The sequence below is a fragment of the Altericroceibacterium endophyticum genome, assembly GCF_009827595.1.
Classification (GTDB): domain Bacteria; phylum Pseudomonadota; class Alphaproteobacteria; order Sphingomonadales; family Sphingomonadaceae; genus Altericroceibacterium; species Altericroceibacterium endophyticum.
The window spans coordinates 210,803-228,429 of record NZ_WTYT01000005.1 but is presented as its reverse complement, the minus strand read 5'-3'; the positions used below and the strand labels follow the sequence as shown (position 1 = coordinate 228,429).

Genomic DNA, 17,627 nt, shown 5'->3' with positions numbered 1-17,627 from the left:
GATGAGCAACTATCGTATTCAGGGCGCAACGGGTGAATGGGAGGTCGTTATCGGCCTCGAAGTCCATGCGCAGGTGACATCCGAGGCGAAGCTCTTTTCGTCTTCCTCCACCAGCTTCGGTGCGGAGCCGAACACGCAGGTTTCGCTGATCGATGCGGCCATGCCCGGCATGCTGCCCGTGCCCAATATGGAATGCATCCGGCAGGCCGTGCGCACCGGCCTCGCCATCAATGCGCAGATCAACAAATGGTCGCGCTTCGACCGCAAGAACTACTTCTATGCCGATCTGCCGCAGGGCTATCAGATCAGCCAGCTCTATCACCCGATCGTGGGCGAGGGCGAATTGCTGATCGAAGCCGATGAAAAGGCAGGACTGCCCGAAGACAAGATCATCGGGATTGAGCGCATTCACGTGGAACAGGATGCGGGCAAGCTGATGCATGATCAGCATCCCTCCATGTCCTATGTCGATCTCAATCGCTGCGGCGTGGCGCTGATGGAAATCGTCAGCCGCCCGGATATGACCTCGCCCGCCGAGGCCGGGGCCTATCTCGCCAAATTGCGCTCCATCCTGCGCTATGTCGGATCATGCGACGGCAATATGGATCAGGGCTCGATGCGGGCCGACGTGAATGTTTCCGTGCGCCGTCCGGGCGAAGAACTGGGCACGCGCACCGAAACCAAGAATGTGAACTCCGTCCGCTTCGTGATGCAGGTGGTCGAAACCGAGGCGAACCGTCAGGTCGAAGTGCTCGAAGATGGCGGCAGAATCGTGCAGGAAACACGCCTGTTCGATCCCACTGCCGGGACCACGCGCAGCATGCGCAGCAAGGAAGACGCGCATGATTATCGCTACTTCCCCGATCCCGATCTGCTGCCGGTGGAACTGGACGACGCCTTTGTGGAAGCCTGCAAGGCCAGCCTTCCCGAACTGCCCGATGCAAAGCGCACGCGCTATGTCGAAACGCTCGGCCTGACGCCGTATAATGCGCGCGAACTGACCGCCGAGGTGGAAACCTTCGCCCGCTTCGAAACGCTGCTGTCCGAAACTGCCAGGGCTCTGGGCAAGGATGAAGCAAAGCTGGCGACGCAGGTGGCCAACTGGTCGCTTTCGGTGGCGCCGGGCGTGCTGAAATCGCTGGGCGATGAAGCCGATCCGGCGAATTCCACGGCAGAGGCACAGGCCAAGATCCTGAAATTGCAGGATGCCGGTGAAATTTCGGGCGGTCAGGCCAAGGAAATCTACGAGATCGTGCTCAAGACCGGCCGTGATCCGGAAGAAATCGCTGAAACCGAAGGGTTGAAGCAGGTTTCCGATACGGGCGCGATCGAAGCGCAGATCGATGAAATCCTGCGCGCCAACCCTGAAAAGGTCGAGGAATATCGCGGCGGCAAGGACAAGCTCTTCGGTTTCTTCGTCGGTCAGACGATGAAGGCGATGAAGGGCAAGGGCAATCCCGCCGTGGTGAACCAGATCCTCAAGCAGAAGCTGGGCTGAGGTCCGGCCAACTGCGCGAGGCAGGCGAAAGGTTCGGCTGTGGCTGACAAGCGCATGGCCATCGTGCTGGTCCAGCCCGAGATCCCCGGCAACACCGGGGCTGTCGGGCGGACCTGCGTCGCGCTGGATCTGGAACTGATCCTGATCCACCCGCTGGGGTTCCAGATTTCCGACAAGCGCGTGAAGCGCTCTGGCCTCGATTACTGGCCGCATGTACAGCTGACCGAATATCGCGGCTGGGATCACTTCGTCACCGAACGCGCGCCGCGCCGCAACCAGATGTTCCTGTTCGAGGAATTCGGATCGCGCAGCTTTTATGAGCCCGATTATCCCGAGGATGCCTTCCTGATCTTCGGGCGCGAGACCAAGGGTATTCCGCAAGAGATCATCGCAGAGTGGCAGGACAGGCTGTTCCACCTGCCTATGCGCTCCGACCATATCCGCTCGCTCAACCTCGCCAACAGCGCCACGGCGGCGGCGTATCAGGCCATGCGGGGCAAGTTGGGATAGACGGAAGGCGGCTTTCTCAGCTTGCCTGTCTATCCGTGAGCAGATTTTCGCTGCTCTGGACCGCAATGTAGCCATCGGACCATAACACGCTTCCTGCGCCGTCCTGCAAGACCTCGGGGCCGAAGAAGCCGCCAGCAAAAATCTTGCTGTGCTTTTTGCTCGTGAGATTCTTGAAAGTATCGCGATCCAGATCGAGAGCGAAGGGAATTATCCCCTCCAGCCGAGTGAAGCCCGCTGTCAGAGCAGCCTTGGCAAGCAGGCCGTCTTCGGCGGCCCACTGCGCAATATTGGCGCTTTCTTCGTAGGATCGCTTTTCCAGCTGTACGCTGCTCAGAAATCGCTGTGCGAAAACTTCTTTGCGCGTTCCGGTATCGAACACGCTCACATCCGCCATAATCTGAATTTGCGTGAAGTCTGGCGAGAGCTGATAGCGGTAGCTGACAAACGTGGATTGCGGCGCTGTCTGCGCGGCGACAAAATCTTCCGCAGGGGATTCGACAACATCCGGCATGCGTTCAATGGGGCCAGCATGAAACCATGTCGTGGCCGCCAAAGCATGCTGAGTGGTTTCGAGAGCGAGCCGTTCGATATCGAAATCCTCAAGCGCGGAGAATAGCGGCTGTGCCACCTTCTCCGCATCGCGAGTGGCGTGGGCGGACATGATCTCGCGCTTGTCGTCCATTTCCGTAATGATCAGCCACCCGATCAGCCCGCCTCCGGGGCTGTCGACCGCCAGGCGTCCGATATCGACAGAGGTGGCAAGCCCGTCCTGGGGCAGCCACAGCGCAACAGGGCGTTCGCCCGCAATTTCGCGTTCCTTCGCCGTCATGACGGAATCGCCACGGGTTGCGGCTGCGGGGGCGTGCAGAACCCCCATAGCCGCAGCCAATGCCAGAAGAGCGGCACTTTTCATGAGCGGCACCCCTGTGCCATCGGGCTGATCATATCTTCTTCGAATATTCGAGAAAGTTTTTCACGAAAGCTTCGCGCAGATCCGCATCGGCGGCTTCGATGCCATCTTCGTTTTCGGGCGGGAAATGCGACAGTCCATTGCCGCCGCGTCCCTTGACCAGCTTGGCTTTCTGGACGCCGTCGCGGAAGTCTTTGAAGATGAAGCGGTTGTTGAGCGAACGCCCGTAAATCATCTTCTTCTGATAGAGGTTCTGCGTGATGACGAGTTCCGCGTAGCAGGGAGCGGATGAATCGCTCAGCCGGGTCTTAGCCTTTGTGGTGATCTTGCGATCGGCGATCGGTGTTTCATAAACGATCTGTGTGTCAGCCGGCATGCTCAGCTCGGCCGGAAGATCAACCGACTGAAGTGCTTCCATCTGCATTTGCGGGCCCAGGGCGTCGCGAAGATATTCGGCATCGCTGACATTTTTGCCCTTGTGGGAAGCCGCGTCGGCGACAGCGCCCAGCACGCCCATCCCGGACAGGAGCGATGTAGTTTGCGCCTGACCTTCCGTCGTCGGGAAAACGTGGAGTTCGCATGCACTCGGCTGAGCCGTTGCGCCATTTTGCGCGGCTACAGGGGTTTCCGCATCCTGCGCTATAGCCGTTCCCGTCAGATTCAGCGCAACTGCCAGCCCGATACCCCATTTACCTAAATTCATCTGTTGATCCCCTTTTAAAGTGTCAACGGGAACCTTGGTGCAAGTCATACAGAATGCACACAATAATACCCTCATGCGATATGCAATTGCATATTACATGGTGATTATATGTTCACGTTGTGACGAAATTGTGACTAAGCCCCGTTGCCCTGACGTGTATTAATTAATCAGCTAGTCAAAAAATGTCGATATTTATTAAGGAAAAATGGATTATGGGCTAAGTTACTGTTTAATCAGGGGTGATATTAGAGAATATAGCGTCATTGCTTTTAGCTATATTACTCTACGCCTTCCAGATAACGCACCGGCAGGCCGATATCGGCGAGCTGCGGTTCGACTACGCTGCGATCACCCACCACCACGATGGTCATATTGCCCGGCTGGAGATATTCCGCCGCGGCCTGATCGATCACCGTGCCGTCAATCGCGCCGTAGATTGCGGGCAATTGCGCGTAATAATCGTCGGGCCGGCCGAGCTGCTGGTTCTCCATGATCCCGCCCAGCACCTGCGCATTGGTCTGGAACCGGTTGGGAAGACCGCGAATATTGCCTTCGGTGACGCGTTGCAATTCGGTGGTGTCGACCGGCGTACTGGCGGGGAAGGCTTTCATGTCATCCAGAATGAGACGGATTGAATCCGCCGTCCGGTCGGCCTGAACCGGGGTGAAGACGGTGAAGCTTTCCGGCCCTTCGCTTTCCGACAGCGCACTGCGGATGCCATAGGTCCAGCCCTTGTCCTCGCGCAGGTCCATGTTGAGCCGCGAGAGGAAGCCATTGCCGATCACTTCATTGGCGAGTTCGAGCGGTTCCTTCCCCGGCTCGCTGCCGGTGATCGGCAGAACCTTGGCGAAGAGCAGCACGCTTTGCGGTGAATTGGGACGGTCGATCACGAAGATCTGCGGCTGCTGCGGAGCGGTGGGCAGTTGGGCTTCGAGGTTTTTCTGCGGAGTTTCGCTGGTGGGGAGCTGCCAGTCGCCAAAGGCGCGTTCGAGCTGTGGCAGCAATTCCGCCATGGTTACATCACCGACCACGGTGATGCGCGCCGTGTCCGGGCGCAGCCAGGTGTCATGCACTTCCTTCAGCGCTCCCGGCGTGAGGTTTTCGATTACGTTCGCGCGGCCGAGTGCGCCCACCGTGCCATAGGGGTGATCCTGACCGTAGATCAGCGGGCCGATGGCGCGCTGCGCCAGGCCGATGGGGGATGCCTCCGCCTGTGCGATTTCGGCCAGTCGCTGATCCTTGACCCGCGCCACGTCGTCCGAGGTGAAGGCGGGGTTGCGCACCACATCGGCCATCAGCTCCAGCGAGGGGGCGAGGTTGGCGGTGAGGGCGGAAAGCATGACCGTGCTGGTATCGCGCGCGGCACCGGCGGAAATCGATGCGCCGAGCCGCTCCTGCGCTTCGGCGAGTTCCACCGCGCTGAGGCTGGTGGTGCCTTCTTCCAGCATGTCCATCATCATGCTTTGCGTGCCCGCGCGCGCGGCGCTGTCAGCGGCGTAGCCAGCATCGAATTCCAGCGCCAGGCTGACTTTGGGAACGGCCGTGCGGCGCGCGAGGGCGACTTCGATGCCGTTGGAAAGATAGGCCCGCTGGATGACCGGGAAGGTGAGCTTGGGCGTGGTCGACAGGGCTGGCGCCTCGCGCGGCGGACCGGCCTCTGCGCGAGCGGCAAGCTTCGCTTTCTCAGCGGCGGAAAGTGCCTGCTGCGGTCCGGCGTCATTTGCCCCATCATCGCTCCAGCCGCCCATGGTGGCGCCATCTTCGACCCGGTCACCCGGCACAACGGTGAGCGCATAGACCGGGCGTGAGAGCCAGCTTTGCAGCGCCTGCGTCACTTCCGCCGGTGTGAGGGCAGCAATATGCTCCAGCTCTTTCTTGTACCATGCGGGATCACCGGCATAGAGCAGCCCTTCGGCGAGTGTCGAACCCTTGCCGGAGAAGCCGCCGACCAGTTCCAGTGCACCGATCTGGCTGGAGACATATTCGGTTGCGGCGCGGGTCAGTTCGTCCTGTGTCGGGCCTTCGGCGACATATTGCGCGACGACTTCCTGCAACCGCTTTTCGGCCATTGCGCGATCGACGCCCGGCTTCACATCCATCTGGATCTGCAGGAAGCTGGTCTGTTCGAATTGCTGCACATAGGCCGATACGCTGACGGCGAGCTGTTCGTCACGCACCAGCACATTGTCGAGCCGGGAGGACGCAAGGCCGCCGAGCACATGCATGCCGATGGCCAGCGGGGCGGCATCCTTGCTGGTCCAGCCGGGGCCGCTCCATGCGCGGATCAGCCGGGTGACGGGAACCTGATCCAGCATTTCACGGCTGACGGGGGTATCCAGCGTCACCGGTCCGGCGCTGGTGTCGGCCACTTCAGGGCCGCGCGGGATGTCGCCGAACCATTGCTGCACCTTGGCGCGGGAGGTTTCCGCGTCGATATCACCGGCCAGCGCGATCACGACGTTGTTGGGGCCATAATTGTCGACGAACCATTTGCGCACATCGTCGAGCGTGGCGGCATCGAGATCGGCCATCGAACCGATGGTGGAATGGCGATAGGGGTGGCCGACCGGGAACAGGCCGTCGCCGATCGCATAATCGACCAGACCATAGGGCTGATTGTCGCCCTGCCGCTTCTCATTCTGGACCACGCCGCGCTGCTTATCGAGCTTGTCCTGGCTGACCGCTGGCAGCAGGTGGCCCATCCGGTCGCTTTCCATGAACAATGCCAGGTCGAGCGCGCCGGTCGGCACGGTTTCGACGTAATTGGTGCGGTCATACCAGGTGGAGCCATTGGTGCTGGTGGAACCGGCAGCCTCCAGCGGAATGTCGAAATTGGGCACATTGCGGCTGCCCCCGAACATCAGATGTTCGAACAGATGAGCAAAGCCGGTCTTGCCCTCGGGCTCGCTCTTCGATCCGACCCGGTAATAGACGGTGACGCCCACGACCGGCGTCTTGCGGTCGGTATGGACCAGCGTGGTCAGCCCGTTTTCCAGTGTGAAGCGCTCATAGGGAATGTCGACCTGCTTCACCAGTTCGGCCAGCGGTTCGGGAGCGGCTGCCTGGGGCAGTGTTTCCGGCGGCAGGGTTATGACGGGCTTTTCGCGGGCACTGGCGGTCGCCGGAGCCATAGCAAGGCTTGCCAGCACGAGGGGAAGGGCGGCGGAAAGGTGAAAATGGCGCATTTAGGATAAGCCCCGCAGGATGGTTTCAGGTCCGCACCCTAGCACCACCAAGGCTGGAGGGAAGTGACAAAGAATGGCCAGAATCTTTCGCGGAGTTTTTCCAGGAATTTTTCCCGAAATTTTTTATTGTCCTACAGCGAGTAAAGCATTTCCCTTGCCCCGATACTTGCAGGCTCAAGTGAGCGCCCCATTTTGAGCGGGAGCAAAGGCCGCGGAGCAGATACGCCGTATTATGCGCCATAGAACAGTGTCACTTCCGTTCCATGTCTGTGTTGCGCAGGCAATACAGACAGAGTGTGGCAAAGATTCATCGCCTGGGCTCTTGTGTTGCGTAAATGCAACACTATCTAGAGGCGGAAAGGAATAGGGATAGCCATGAATCTCGAAAAATTCACCGACCGCGCGAAAGGATTTCTCCAAGCCGCGCAGACCGTTGCCATTCGCCTGAGCCATCAGCGGATCAGCTCCGAACATATCCTGAAAGCGCTGCTGGACGATAATGAAGGGATGGCCGCCGGGCTGATCCAGCGCGCCGGAGGCAACCCGCAAATCGCGGTGGCCGAAGTCGACAAGGCGCTGGAAAAAATCCCGGCTGTATCAGGCGGCGGTGCGCAGCAGACGCCGGGGCTGGATAATGATGCGGTCCGCATGCTGGATCAGGCCGAACAGATCGCCACCAAATCCGGCGATGCCTATGTCACGGTGGAGCGGTTGCTGCTGGCGCTGACGCTGGCGGGCACCACTCCCGCAGGGCAGGCGCTGAAGGCGGCCAATCTCGATGCCAAGGCGTTGGAAGAAGCGATCACCGAATTGCGCGGCGGGCGCAAGGCCGACACGGCCAGCGCCGAGGAAAGCTATGACGCGATGCAGAAATATGCCCGCGACCTGACCGAGGCTGCGCGTGAAGGCAAGCTCGACCCGGTGATTGGCCGCGACGAGGAAATCCGCCGCACCGTGCAGATCCTTGCCCGCCGGACCAAGAACAACCCGGTGCTGATCGGTGATCCCGGCGTGGGTAAGACCGCCATCGCCGAAGGTCTGGCGCTGCGTATCGCCAATGGCGATGTGCCCGACAGTCTGAAAGACCGCGCGCTGATGGCGCTCGATATGGGCTCGCTGATTGCGGGTGCGAAATATCGCGGCGAGTTCGAGGAACGGCTGAAGGCGGTGCTCGATGAAGTGAAGGGCGCCGAAGGCCACATCATTCTGTTCATTGACGAAATGCATACGCTGATCGGTGCCGGTGCTTCCGAAGGCTCGATGGATGCCGGCAATCTGCTGAAGCCTGCTCTGGCGCGCGGTGAACTCCACTGCATCGGCGCGACCACGCTCGACGAATATCAGAAATATGTCGAGAAGGACGCGGCGCTGCAACGGCGTTTCCAGCCGGTCTTTGTTGATGAACCGACCGTTGAGGACACGGTATCGATCCTGCGCGGATTGAAGGAAAAATACGAACTCCATCACGGCGTGCGCATCACCGATGGCGCAATCGTGGCGGCGGCGCAGCTTTCCAACCGCTATATCACCAACCGTTTCCTGCCGGACAAAGCCATCGATTTGATGGATGAGGCGGCAAGCCGCATCCGTATGGAGGTGGAGAGCAAGCCCGAGGAAATCGAAAATCTCGACCGGCGGATCATCCAGCTCAAAATCGAGGAATCGGCGCTGACCAAGGAAAGCGACGATGCGTCGAAGGATCGGCTGGCCAATCTGCGCGAAGAGCTGGCCAATCTGGAGCAGCAATCATCCGAACTCACCACGCGCTGGCAGAATGAGCGCGACAAGATCGCTGCCGAAGGCAAGATCAAGGAAGAACTCGATCAGGCCCGGCTGGAACTGGAACAGGCCCAGCGCAGCGGCGATCTCGCCAAGGCGGGTGAGCTGTCTTACGGCAAGATTCCGCAGCTCGAAAAAGCCCTCGCCGCGGCGCAGGAGCAGGCCGGTACGGCCATGCTGCGCGAAGAAGTGACCGATGAGGATATCGCTTCCGTGGTCAGCCGCTGGACCGGCGTGCCGGTCGACCGGATGATGGAAGGGGAGCGCGAGAAACTGCTCAATATGGAAGAGGCTCTCGGGAAGCGCGTGATTGGCCAGAAACAGGCTGTCACCGCTGTCTCCAAGGCGGTCCGCCGTGCGCGGGCTGGCCTGCAGGACCCGAACCGTCCGATGGGCAGCTTCCTGTTCCTCGGCCCCACCGGCGTCGGCAAGACCGAGCTGACCAAATCGCTGGCCGAATTCCTGTTCGACGATGACAGCGCAATGGTGCGTATCGACATGAGCGAATTCATGGAGAAACACGCGGTCGCCCGGCTGATCGGTGCGCCTCCGGGCTATGTCGGTTATGAAGAAGGCGGCGTGCTGACCGAAGCCGTGCGGCGGCGGCCCTATCAGGTCGTGCTGTTCGACGAGGTCGAGAAGGCGCATAGCGATGTCTTCAACGTGCTGCTGCAGGTGCTCGATGATGGCCGTCTGACCGACGGTCAGGGGCGCGTGGTGGATTTCTCCAACACGCTGATCATTCTCACTTCCAATCTGGGGAGCCAGTATCTCTCCAATATGGAGGATGGGCAGAATGTGGCCGATGTCGAACCGCAGGTGATGGAAGTCGTGCGTTCGCACTTCCGCCCCGAATTCCTCAACCGTCTGGATGAGGTGATCCTGTTCCACAGGCTGGGTCAGGCCGATATGGCGCCGATCGTGGATATCCAGGTCGACCGGGTGCAGAAGCTGCTGAAAGACCGCAAGATCACGCTTGATCTGACCGATGCCGCACGTCGCTGGCTCGGCCGGGTGGGCTATGATCCCGTCTATGGTGCAAGGCCGCTGAAACGCGCGGTTCAGCGCCACCTGCAGGACCCGCTGGCAGAGAAGCTGCTGCGCGGCGAGATCCCCGATGGCTCCAATGTCCATATTGATGAGGGCGAAGGGGAACTGAAGATCGAGGTTGCTTGATTATGTCCGAAAGCGGGAATAGACCGCCTGCAATTATACAAAGCCCCCGTCCGGCATAGCAGCCGGGCGGGAGGCCGGATCTGGGAGAGTTGAGCAATGAATATCGATCAAACGATTGCCGCAGTGGTGACCGGCGGCGCTTCGGGGCTGGGCGAAGCCTCCGCCCGGGCGCTGGCCGCCAAGGGCGCGAAGGTCGCCCTGTTCGACCTTAACGAGGAACGCGGCGAAAAAGTCGCGGCCGAGATCGGCGGAACATTCTGCAAGGTCGATGTGTCGGATGAAGCATCGGTCGATGCCGGCTTTGAAAAGGCGCGGGCGGCGCATGGCCAGGAACGCGTGCTCGTCAATTGCGCGGGTATCGGGACGATCGGCAAGACCACCCGGCGTGACAAGGAAACCGGCGAGATCAGCCACCTTTCGGTCGATCTGTTCCTGAAAACGCTGAACGTCAATTTGAAGGGCACGTTTCAGTGTATCGCCAAGTCCGCCGCCGGCATGATGACACTGGGCGGGCTGGAAGATGGGGAGCGCGGCGCGATTGTCAGCACGGCATCGGTCGCCGCGGTTGATGGCCAGATCGGGCAGGTCGCCTATTCCGCTTCAAAGGGCGGCGTGGTTGGCATGACCTTGCCGATTGCCCGCGATCTGATGAGCGAAGGCATTCGCGTCAACACGATCCTGCCCGGCATTTTCAACACGCCGTTGATGAAGGGGCTGCCGGAAAAGGCACAGGAATCGCTGGCTGCTTCTGTTCCGTTCCCCAAGCGGCTGGGTAAACCGGAAGAATATGCCAATCTCGTCCTGACCATGGTCGAAAATGGCTATTTTAATGGTGAATGTGTGCGGCTGGATGGCGCCATTCGGATGCCACCGCGCTAAATAGAGGCGATTTTATGCAGGGGGCAGACTGGCATATCGGGGTGATCGGCGGATCGGGGCTTTATGCTCCGGGTGGGCTGGATGATGCGCAGACGATTACGGTCGAAAGTCCGTTTGGCGCGCCGTCCGGTACAGTCACCACCGGCACGCTGTCGGGCATTCGCTTCAGCTTCCTCGCCCGGCATGGGGAGGGGCATCGGCAATCGCCGTCCTCGATCAATTATCGTGCGAATATCGATGTGCTGAAACGCTGCGGGGTGACCGATATCCTCGCGCTTTCTGCTATTGGCTCGCTGCGTGAAAATATCGCACCGGGTGAATTTGTGGCGGTCGATCAGCTGATCGACCGCACATTGCTGCGCGAACGGAGCTTCTTTGGTGAAGGGCTGGTGGCGCATGTCGGGCTGGCGGACCCGGTCTGTGCGCGGTTTTCGGCCATGGCAGCAACTGCGGCGCAGGCTGCCGGGGCGACGGTTCACCGGGGCGGCTGCTATGTCGCCATAGAGGGGCCGCAATTTTCTACCCGCGCGGAAAGCCACATGTATCGCGGCTGGGCGGCGGATGTGATCGGCATGACGGCCATGCCCGAGGCGCGCCTCGCCCGTGAAGCAGAGCTGCCCTATGCCTTGCTCGGCATGGTGACCGACTACGATAGCTGGCGCAGTGATGAGGCCGGTGTCGAAGTGACCGATATTCTTAAAGTCATGCGCGGCAATAGCGATCTGGCGCGCGCCACCTTGCGCAAACTGGCCAGTGCGCTGCCGGCGCAGCGGGCGCCATCACCCATTGATACAGCCCTCGATCATGCAATGCTGACCGGGGAAGCGCAATGGTCGGCAGAGCGCGTTGCGCAACTCGACGCGGTTGCAGGACGGGTTTTACGTAAGAAAGAAACAAGATAAACTAGGCCGGGGGAAAGATCTAAAAAGCTTGCCATTTGGCGCAAGTTCCAAGAGATAGACGACCCATGTCCAACACAACGCGCCTTGCCAGCTTTTTACCTTATCAGCTTTCGATCACTTCCAACGCGGTGAGCACCCGCATTTCTGACGAATATCGTCAGCGGTTCGGGCTCAAAATCCCTGAATGGCGGGTGATGTGCGTGCTGGGTGATACGGGCGGCAAGACCCAGCGTGAACTGACCCAGCTCACGGTGATGGACAAGGTTGCGGTCAATCGGGCCTGTAAGACATTGGAAGATCGCGGCCTCGCTCAGCGTATGCCGAACAGCCATGACGGCCGCTCCCACACGCTGGAACTGACCGAAAGCGGTCAGGAAATGTTTGCCCAGATCATGCCACTGGCCACGGAGATGGAGCGGCGATTGATGTCCGGTTTCAGCGAAGAGGAATGCAATTGCATGCGCTCCATGCTCTCGCGCCTGCGCGATCAAGTGGATGATCTCGACGCCGCCGATATCGATAGCGGCAATTTCGGGATCTCCTGATCAGGATTAGCCCGGCCTGATGGCCCCTCTGTTCGTTTCGTTTAGCCGCCCATCGGTCCTTCGGAGAAGGCATCGGCAATCGAACATGCAGCCGGTCCCAGAATAACCACAAACAGAACCGGCAGGATGAACATGATCAGCGGCACCGTCATAATGGCGGGCAGCCGCGCGGCCTTTTCCTCGGCGCGCATCATCCGTTCATTACGGAATTCGGCAGAGAGAACCCGCAATGCCGATGCCAGCGGCGTACCGTATTTTTCTGTCTGAATCATGGTGGTGATCATATTGCCGACCGAATCCAGATCGACGCGGTAGGCCAGGTTTTCAAACGCTTGCCGCCTTTCGGTGAGGAAGGAGAGCTCAATCGCGGTCAGCGCGAATTCTTCGCCCAGTTCCGGATAGGCGCGGCCAAGTTCACGCGATACGCGGTTGAAGGATGCATCGATGGTCAAACCGGCTTCAGCACAAATCACCAGCAGATCGATCGCATCGGGAAGCCCTTTGCGAATGGCGTCGGAGCGTTTCTTCGCTTTGTTGCTGAGATACAGATCGGGGGCTTTATAAGCGATCAGCACGCTGCCCGCGAAGGCCAGGAAGCGCTTGAAACTGCCCCATTCAGGAAAGGTGTTGCTGAAATAGACGAGCACTACGGCGATCAGCCCGACAGCGATGGGTAAGACCATCCTGCCAAGGATCACCATCACGGCCAGTTCCTTGTTGCGATAACCCGCCTGGGCCAGTCGCCGCTGCACGACCTTGATCTGGCTTTCTTGGAGCACGCTCATTTTCTGGAGCGTATCGCGCACGGAATCGGTGGTGTCCGAGCGGCGAACGATACTTTGCCGCTTCTTGGGGCGCGGCGCCATAATGCCGGCCTTGAGCTCCGCCCGGCGGGCGTTAAGCGATTTGACCCGTTTGGCCATCGGGTCGCGCACCGTCACAGCGGCATAGATCGCGAGCATGATGGCGGCGGCGGCCACCCCGGCAAGGATGGTGCCAACCAGAATAACATCAACGCCAAGGAGCGTGGGGCCAGTGGATTGTGTCATCTCAGCCCCGCCTCAGATCTCAAAGCTGACCATCTTGGCCATTACAAAGGCCCCGATGCTCATCCAGAGAAGTCCACCGAGACCGACCGCAATCAGTCGGTCATCGGTGAAGAAACCGCCAAGATATTCGGGGTTGATCCAATAGATCATGGTAAACACGGCGAAGGGCAGGAAGCCGACAATATAGGCAGATGCCTTGGCTTCGGAGCTGAGCGCCTTGATTTTCAGCTTCATCTGCGTGCGTTTGCGCAGCACGTCGGACAAATTGGCCAGCGTTTCGGCGAGATTACCACCGGTTTCGCGCTGAATGGCGAGCGTGATGACGAAAAACTGGAATTCTGGCGTTCCCAGCCGGTCAGCCGTCACCTGGAGGGCTTCCTCCATTGTGCGGCCGATCTTGATCCGTTCAACCACACCGCGAAACTCCTTGCCCACCGGGCCACCAATTTCGCTCGCCACCAGAGTAAATGTTTCCGATACCGGCAAGCCGGAGCGCAGACCGCGGACCAGCAAGTCGATCCCATCGGCGAATTTTGCATTAAATCCGTTGATCCGCCGCTTGATCATCCAGTTGACGATCATATGCGGCAATCCTGCCCCGGCTGCGACGCCAATGCCAAGTGAGAGCAAGGCAGCTCCGGTCTGCAAGAACAGCAACACGGTGAAGACAACCGCAATCCCGATGGAGACATAGAGATATTGCGAGAGTGACCAGCCAAGCCCGGTGCGTTCGAGGCGCACGGAAAGTGCTTCGACCCGCGAACCTGAACCTGCCATCCGATGAGCGCGGGGGCGCCGGGAGGCAATGGCCTTGCGCAACTGCGATTCAACCTTGTCGGTTGTACTGGCGGCATGCCGAAAACGCACAGCCTGCAAGCGGCGCTGGCTGGCTTTATTGGCTGATGGGCCGCCCAGCAGGCGATAGGCCACATAGCCAAATACCAGCACAATCGCTGAAAGAAGGATGATTTCGGTCATGCCCATTATGTTAGCCGCCGTGCTTCATTTTAAGCGCGTCATTACACCTTTTCGTGAGTGGTTGGTTTCGCCTTTTTCGAAATCAATGACTTGAGATCGAACTTATCCAAAAAGGAGGTCGGTCCGGTGTCGGAAAGATCGATATCGCCATCTTCACTTGCCTCAACCATCGCCTCGGCCACTTCCTTGAGAGCGGTAGCCAGTTTGCTGGAACTGCCTGCTTGCGCCACGGTCTGGCCCAGTTTGGCGGCGTTGACGGAGGCTTTGCGGTCTTCGGGAAGCGCGAAGTTCACCTTATGCTCAACCGAGCTTTCAAAATCTGCTTTGCTGATTTCCTGAGCACCGCTCTGCATTCGGTTGGCAACCAGGATCGTGGTCGTCTCCGGCGCATTGTTCTGAAGCCAGGCAAGAATGCGGATCGTGTCGCGCGCAGAAGCGAGCGTCATTTCCGCCACCAAGACAATCGCATTCACGCCCTTCATCATTTCAGGGAAGTGGATCATAATCTCCCGCGGAAGATCGATCACCGTCATGTCGAACGCTTGCCGAAATTCTTCGGTTAGCTGCACGAATGAGGCGCCATCGGTCATCAATTCCTTGTCGAGTGGGGCCTCGGCTGAAAGGATGGCAAGTTTTTCCTCGGGCCGGATCATCGCGCGTTCGATAAACAGGCTATCAATCCGGTTGGGATTGGCGATAGCATCCACCAACCCGCGTCCAGGCTCAAGATCCATCGACAATGCGGCCACGCCAAAATGGATGTCCAGATCCAGCAAGGCGGTGTTGCGATTATGCTTTGTGGCGAGCAACCAGGCCAACGATGTGGCCACAGTCGATCCGCCCGAACCTCCGCGCACACTGACCACGGCCGTGGCTAAATGCTCATTGGCCCGATCTGCTTCACTGGTTTTGGGCGCGGCAAATACCAGTTGGGCACTGGCCAGAGCGGTTTTGACCTGTTCGACATTCAGGGGTTTGACCAGATAATCGTGAATGCCGCTGCTCAGAAGATTGCGGTACAACTCCACGTCATTGGTGCGACCGATGGCGATGACGACTGTTCCGGGTTCGCAAACTTCCGCCAATGCATTGATGTCGTTGATGGGGTCACTGCTTTCCGACAGATCAACCATCAGGATGGACGGACTGGCCGAAATCGACAGGGACTGCACAGCAGTGCGCAGGCCACCTTTTTTGCATTTTTCTGTTGGCCAGCCCATTTCAGTGATCACCGGACGGATGACATCAACCGAAGCATCATCACAGATGAACGCGGCAAAGGGATCGCGGTTGGCAGGCATACCGTTCGTCATGATCAGTTCTCTCCGGCCGATTCCTCGCTCAACCCTTCACCGCCGGTGAGCTGTCTGTTGCGATAGGCGTCAACGGATTTGTTGGCGGTAAGACCGGCGGCGATCACGCTGTCATCACTATTGCCGCGGATCAGGTCTTCGGGATCAGCCACCATGGCGGCAAGGTTGCTATTGACCGCGCAGCCATAATTGTCGTCCGTCGCATTTTCGAGAAAGCTGGCTATTCTGTCCGACCAATCGGGGCAGCCGGGCACATAGGCGCGTGAACGGCTGACCACGACGCGCACAGTTCCAGGCGCCAGCGGTTCGGCGACGGCTGGCGGAACGTCGCTCAGCAACAGGCCATAACGGGCCGCCACTGCGCCGATGCTTTCCTTGGTTTCGCGGGCAGTGCCGGAACCGGCGATGGCAATCCGGTCGCCATAACCCAGTTCGAGGGCATTGAACCATTCACCGAGCCTTTGCTGCTCTGGCATGGAGAGACCGCCATAGCCTTCACGCAGATCCATTGCCAAAGTGTGTCTTTCGACCACGGGCTGCTTCACGCTGTAGAGCGAAGCATTGGTAGGGGTGTCGCCGCAGGCCGACAGGCTGAGGCCCAACATGGCGACTGCTATTCCGGCGCCGGCTCGTTTCAGGAAAACTTGCATCACGAAACCCTTTTTAGTCGAAGCTGAAGCCCGCATTGGGCGTATTGGCGGGATCTGCGGCGTTTTCGCGGTTGCGATCATCCGCCTGGCTGTTGGCGCTGGGCGTGGCTGGAGCCGGAACGGCAGGCGCGGGGGCCAATTGAGGCATGGGGCGCGTGCCGCCCGTTCGTCCATCATGGTCTATATTGAAGAAGTGTTCGGCGGCATCGGCCGATTCAAAGCCATCCGTCGGCAATTTTATGTCGTTCGCATTTACCGGTTTCACCAGATAGGGCGTCACGACGATGACCAGTTCGGTCTGTCCTTTCTGGAATTCGCGCGATTTGAACAGATTGCCGAGTACGGGCAGATCACCCAGGCCCGGCGCTTTGTCGATCGCTTTCTGGGCGTTGTTGCTCAGCAGCCCGGCAATCATGAAGCTTTGACCCGAGCCAAGTTCCACCGTGGTTTCTGCCCGGCGAATGGTCAGGGCGGGGATGGAATAGCCGCCGAGTGATACCGCACCTTCGCTGGAAAGCTCCGACACCTCAGGACGGACCCGCATCGAGATACGGCCATTGCTGAGCACGGTGGGCGTGTAGGCGAGACTGACACCATATTTCCGATATTCGATCGAGACGGTGCCGAAACCTTCACTGATCGGGATCGGATATTCCCCGCCTGCCAGAAACTCTGCGGTTTCACCGGATAGAGCGGTCAGATTGGGCTGTGACAGGGTTGTGACCAACCCATTGCGTTCCGCGAGGTCGAAGGCAGCGCCGATATCCAGTCCGAGCAACTTGCCGATGCCGCCAATGGTCGTGCCGCCGGGACTCTGGATAATTGAACTATTGCCGGTGCCATCCTCAGCGAAGTCAATGGCACCAGTACCGCGCCCCTGGCCGATACCGAACTGGAAACCGCCGGTTTTGTCTTGCGTCGCGAGATTGGCCCCCATGGAGCGCACCAGCGAACGGCTGACTTCCGCGATCCGGACCTGCAGATTGACCTGCTGCGGAGTCGACATTTTCAGGCGTGAAACGACCAGCACATCGTCACCTGAAAAGGCCTGCACAAGCCGTTCGGCCTCGGCCACGTCTTCCGGGCTGGCTACCGTTCCGGTCAGCAGCAAGGCATTGGAGCCCATGGTGGCCACACCGATGGTTGCATCCGGCATGGCCAGAGACAGCATCTGGTCGAGGCTGTTGATATTATTCCCAACCCGCACGGTGGCGGACCAGATGATGTCGCCGGCGGAATTGCTGGCATAAACGGTGGTTTCGCCGCCGGAACGGCCGAACAGATAAAGCTGTCTTGCTGATTTTATCTTCACATCAGCCACGGCTTCATTGGCGATGAAAACATCGCTCATCCGCCCCGGTATGGTCAGCAGATGACCGCGACCGATTGACAGGTTAATCTCCTCGCGCGGTTCCTGTGTCACAGCCTGCGCCTGAGCGGGGGCTGTGCTGACCGGAAGCAGGGGCACCAGTGCACATGCAGCGCCCAGAGCAGCCTTCAAAACGGTCCTCGTCATTGTGCAATCATCCGAAATATCGCTGGGGATGCGA

The 17,627-nt window shown here is 59.4% G+C and carries 14 protein-coding genes; 6 read left to right on the top strand and 8 right to left on the bottom strand.

What is annotated here, in order from left to right; genetic code table 11:
• The first annotated feature begins 1 nt into the window (after nt 1).
• Both gatB and GRI91_RS12180 read left to right on the top strand, forming a co-directional pair.
• Nucleotides 2–1,498: an Asp-tRNA(Asn)/Glu-tRNA(Gln) amidotransferase subunit GatB gene (gene gatB, locus GRI91_RS12185; RefSeq protein WP_160736959.1), complete on the top strand. Its 1,497-nt coding sequence runs from the start codon at nt 2–4 to the stop codon at nt 1,496–1,498.
• A 39-nt stretch (nt 1,499–1,537) separates the two neighbouring features.
• Entirely contained in the window at nt 1,538–2,008 is a 471-nt protein-coding gene (locus tag GRI91_RS12180; RefSeq protein ID WP_337190368.1) for a tRNA (cytidine(34)-2'-O)-methyltransferase, read from the top strand.
• Nucleotides 2,009–2,024: 16 nt separating this feature from the next.
• Here the strand turns inward: GRI91_RS12180 and GRI91_RS12175 are convergent, their stop codons facing one another.
• The 3 genes from GRI91_RS12175 to GRI91_RS12165 all read right to left on the bottom strand — a co-directional run bounded on the left by GRI91_RS12175 (nt 2,025) and on the right by GRI91_RS12165 (nt 6,806).
• Nucleotides 2,025–2,921, bottom strand: a complete 897-nt coding sequence (locus GRI91_RS12175; protein ID WP_160736958.1) for a hypothetical protein — start codon at nt 2,919–2,921, stop codon at nt 2,025–2,027.
• A 28-nt stretch (nt 2,922–2,949) separates the two neighbouring features.
• On the bottom strand, nt 2,950–3,621 hold the full coding sequence (locus GRI91_RS12170) for a hypothetical protein (RefSeq protein WP_160736957.1): 672 nt from the start codon (nt 3,619–3,621) through the stop codon (nt 2,950–2,952).
• A 278-nt stretch (nt 3,622–3,899) separates the two neighbouring features.
• The gene (locus GRI91_RS12165) at nt 3,900–6,806 is read right to left on the bottom strand and encodes a M16 family metallopeptidase (protein WP_160736956.1); all 2,907 of its coding nucleotides are present in this window, start codon (nt 6,804–6,806) and stop codon (nt 3,900–3,902) included.
• Nucleotides 6,807–7,181: 375 nt separating this feature from the next.
• Between GRI91_RS12165 and clpB the strand changes: the two genes are divergently transcribed.
• The 4 genes from clpB (at nt 7,182) to GRI91_RS12145 (ending at nt 12,087) form a co-directional block, all read left to right on the top strand.
• Nucleotides 7,182–9,761, top strand: a complete 2,580-nt coding sequence (gene clpB / locus GRI91_RS12160) for an ATP-dependent chaperone ClpB (RefSeq protein ID WP_160736955.1) — start codon at nt 7,182–7,184, stop codon at nt 9,759–9,761.
• Nucleotides 9,762–9,857: 96 nt separating this feature from the next.
• Nucleotides 9,858–10,640 (top strand): SDR family NAD(P)-dependent oxidoreductase, encoded by a 783-nt coding sequence (locus GRI91_RS12155; protein ID WP_160736954.1) that lies wholly within the window; start codon nt 9,858–9,860, stop codon nt 10,638–10,640.
• 14 nt (nt 10,641–10,654) lie between these two features.
• Complete coding sequence (locus tag GRI91_RS12150; RefSeq protein WP_160736953.1) at nt 10,655–11,542, top strand: phosphorylase family protein; 888 nt, start codon at nt 10,655–10,657, stop codon at nt 11,540–11,542.
• Between the two features lie 65 nt (nt 11,543–11,607).
• Entirely contained in the window at nt 11,608–12,087 is a 480-nt protein-coding gene (locus GRI91_RS12145) for a MarR family winged helix-turn-helix transcriptional regulator (protein WP_160736952.1), read from the top strand.
• A gap of 41 nt (nt 12,088–12,128) precedes the next feature.
• On the opposite strand, the gene GRI91_RS12140 is transcribed toward GRI91_RS12145, so the two are convergent.
• From GRI91_RS12140 to GRI91_RS12120, 5 genes are read right to left on the bottom strand one after another with little or no spacing between them, the layout of a single operon-like run.
• The gene (locus GRI91_RS12140) at nt 12,129–13,136 is read right to left on the bottom strand and encodes a type II secretion system F family protein (protein WP_160736951.1); all 1,008 of its coding nucleotides are present in this window, start codon (nt 13,134–13,136) and stop codon (nt 12,129–12,131) included.
• Nucleotides 13,137–13,148: 12 nt separating this feature from the next.
• Complete coding sequence (locus tag GRI91_RS12135; RefSeq protein ID WP_160736950.1) at nt 13,149–14,120, bottom strand: type II secretion system F family protein; 972 nt, start codon at nt 14,118–14,120, stop codon at nt 13,149–13,151.
• 35 nt (nt 14,121–14,155) lie between these two features.
• A complete protein-coding gene (locus tag GRI91_RS12130) occupies nt 14,156–15,427 on the bottom strand; it encodes a CpaE/TadZ family protein (protein ID WP_160736949.1) in 1,272 nt (423 codons plus the stop codon).
• A 2-nt stretch (nt 15,428–15,429) separates the two neighbouring features.
• Complete coding sequence (locus GRI91_RS12125) at nt 15,430–16,077, bottom strand: CpaD family pilus assembly protein (protein ID WP_160736948.1); 648 nt, start codon at nt 16,075–16,077, stop codon at nt 15,430–15,432.
• Nucleotides 16,078–16,090: 13 nt separating this feature from the next.
• Nucleotides 16,091–17,593 carry a type II and III secretion system protein family protein gene (locus GRI91_RS12120; protein WP_160736947.1) on the bottom strand — a complete coding sequence of 501 codons (1,503 nt, stop codon included), beginning with the start codon at nt 17,591–17,593 and terminating at the stop codon, nt 16,091–16,093.
• Nucleotides 17,594–17,627 lie beyond the last annotated feature (34 nt).

Coding starts and splice junctions, on each gene's coding strand:
- GRI91_RS12125 (WP_160736948.1), bottom strand. CDS start 16,077: ATGCAAGTTTTCCTGAAACGAGCCGGCGCCGGAATAGCAGTCGCCATG.
- GRI91_RS12120 (WP_160736947.1), bottom strand. CDS start 17,593: ATGACGAGGACCGTTTTGAAGGCTGCTCTGGGCGCTGCATGTGCACTG.
- GRI91_RS12170 (WP_160736957.1), bottom strand. CDS start 3,621: ATGAATTTAGGTAAATGGGGTATCGGGCTGGCAGTTGCGCTGAATCTG.
- GRI91_RS12175 (WP_160736958.1), bottom strand. CDS start 2,921: ATGAAAAGTGCCGCTCTTCTGGCATTGGCTGCGGCTATGGGGGTTCTG.
- GRI91_RS12140 (WP_160736951.1), bottom strand. CDS start 13,136: ATGACACAATCCACTGGCCCCACGCTCCTTGGCGTTGATGTTATTCTG.
- GRI91_RS12135 (WP_160736950.1), bottom strand. CDS start 14,120: ATGGGCATGACCGAAATCATCCTTCTTTCAGCGATTGTGCTGGTATTT.
- GRI91_RS12155 (WP_160736954.1), top strand. CDS start 9,858: ATGAATATCGATCAAACGATTGCCGCAGTGGTGACCGGCGGCGCTTCG.
- GRI91_RS12145 (WP_160736952.1), top strand. CDS start 11,608: ATGTCCAACACAACGCGCCTTGCCAGCTTTTTACCTTATCAGCTTTCG.
- GRI91_RS12165 (WP_160736956.1), bottom strand. CDS start 6,806: ATGCGCCATTTTCACCTTTCCGCCGCCCTTCCCCTCGTGCTGGCAAGC.
- gatB (WP_160736959.1), top strand. CDS start 2: ATGAGCAACTATCGTATTCAGGGCGCAACGGGTGAATGGGAGGTCGTT.
- GRI91_RS12150 (WP_160736953.1), top strand. CDS start 10,655: ATGCAGGGGGCAGACTGGCATATCGGGGTGATCGGCGGATCGGGGCTT.
- clpB (WP_160736955.1), top strand. CDS start 7,182: ATGAATCTCGAAAAATTCACCGACCGCGCGAAAGGATTTCTCCAAGCC.
- GRI91_RS12130 (WP_160736949.1), bottom strand. CDS start 15,427: ATGACGAACGGTATGCCTGCCAACCGCGATCCCTTTGCCGCGTTCATC.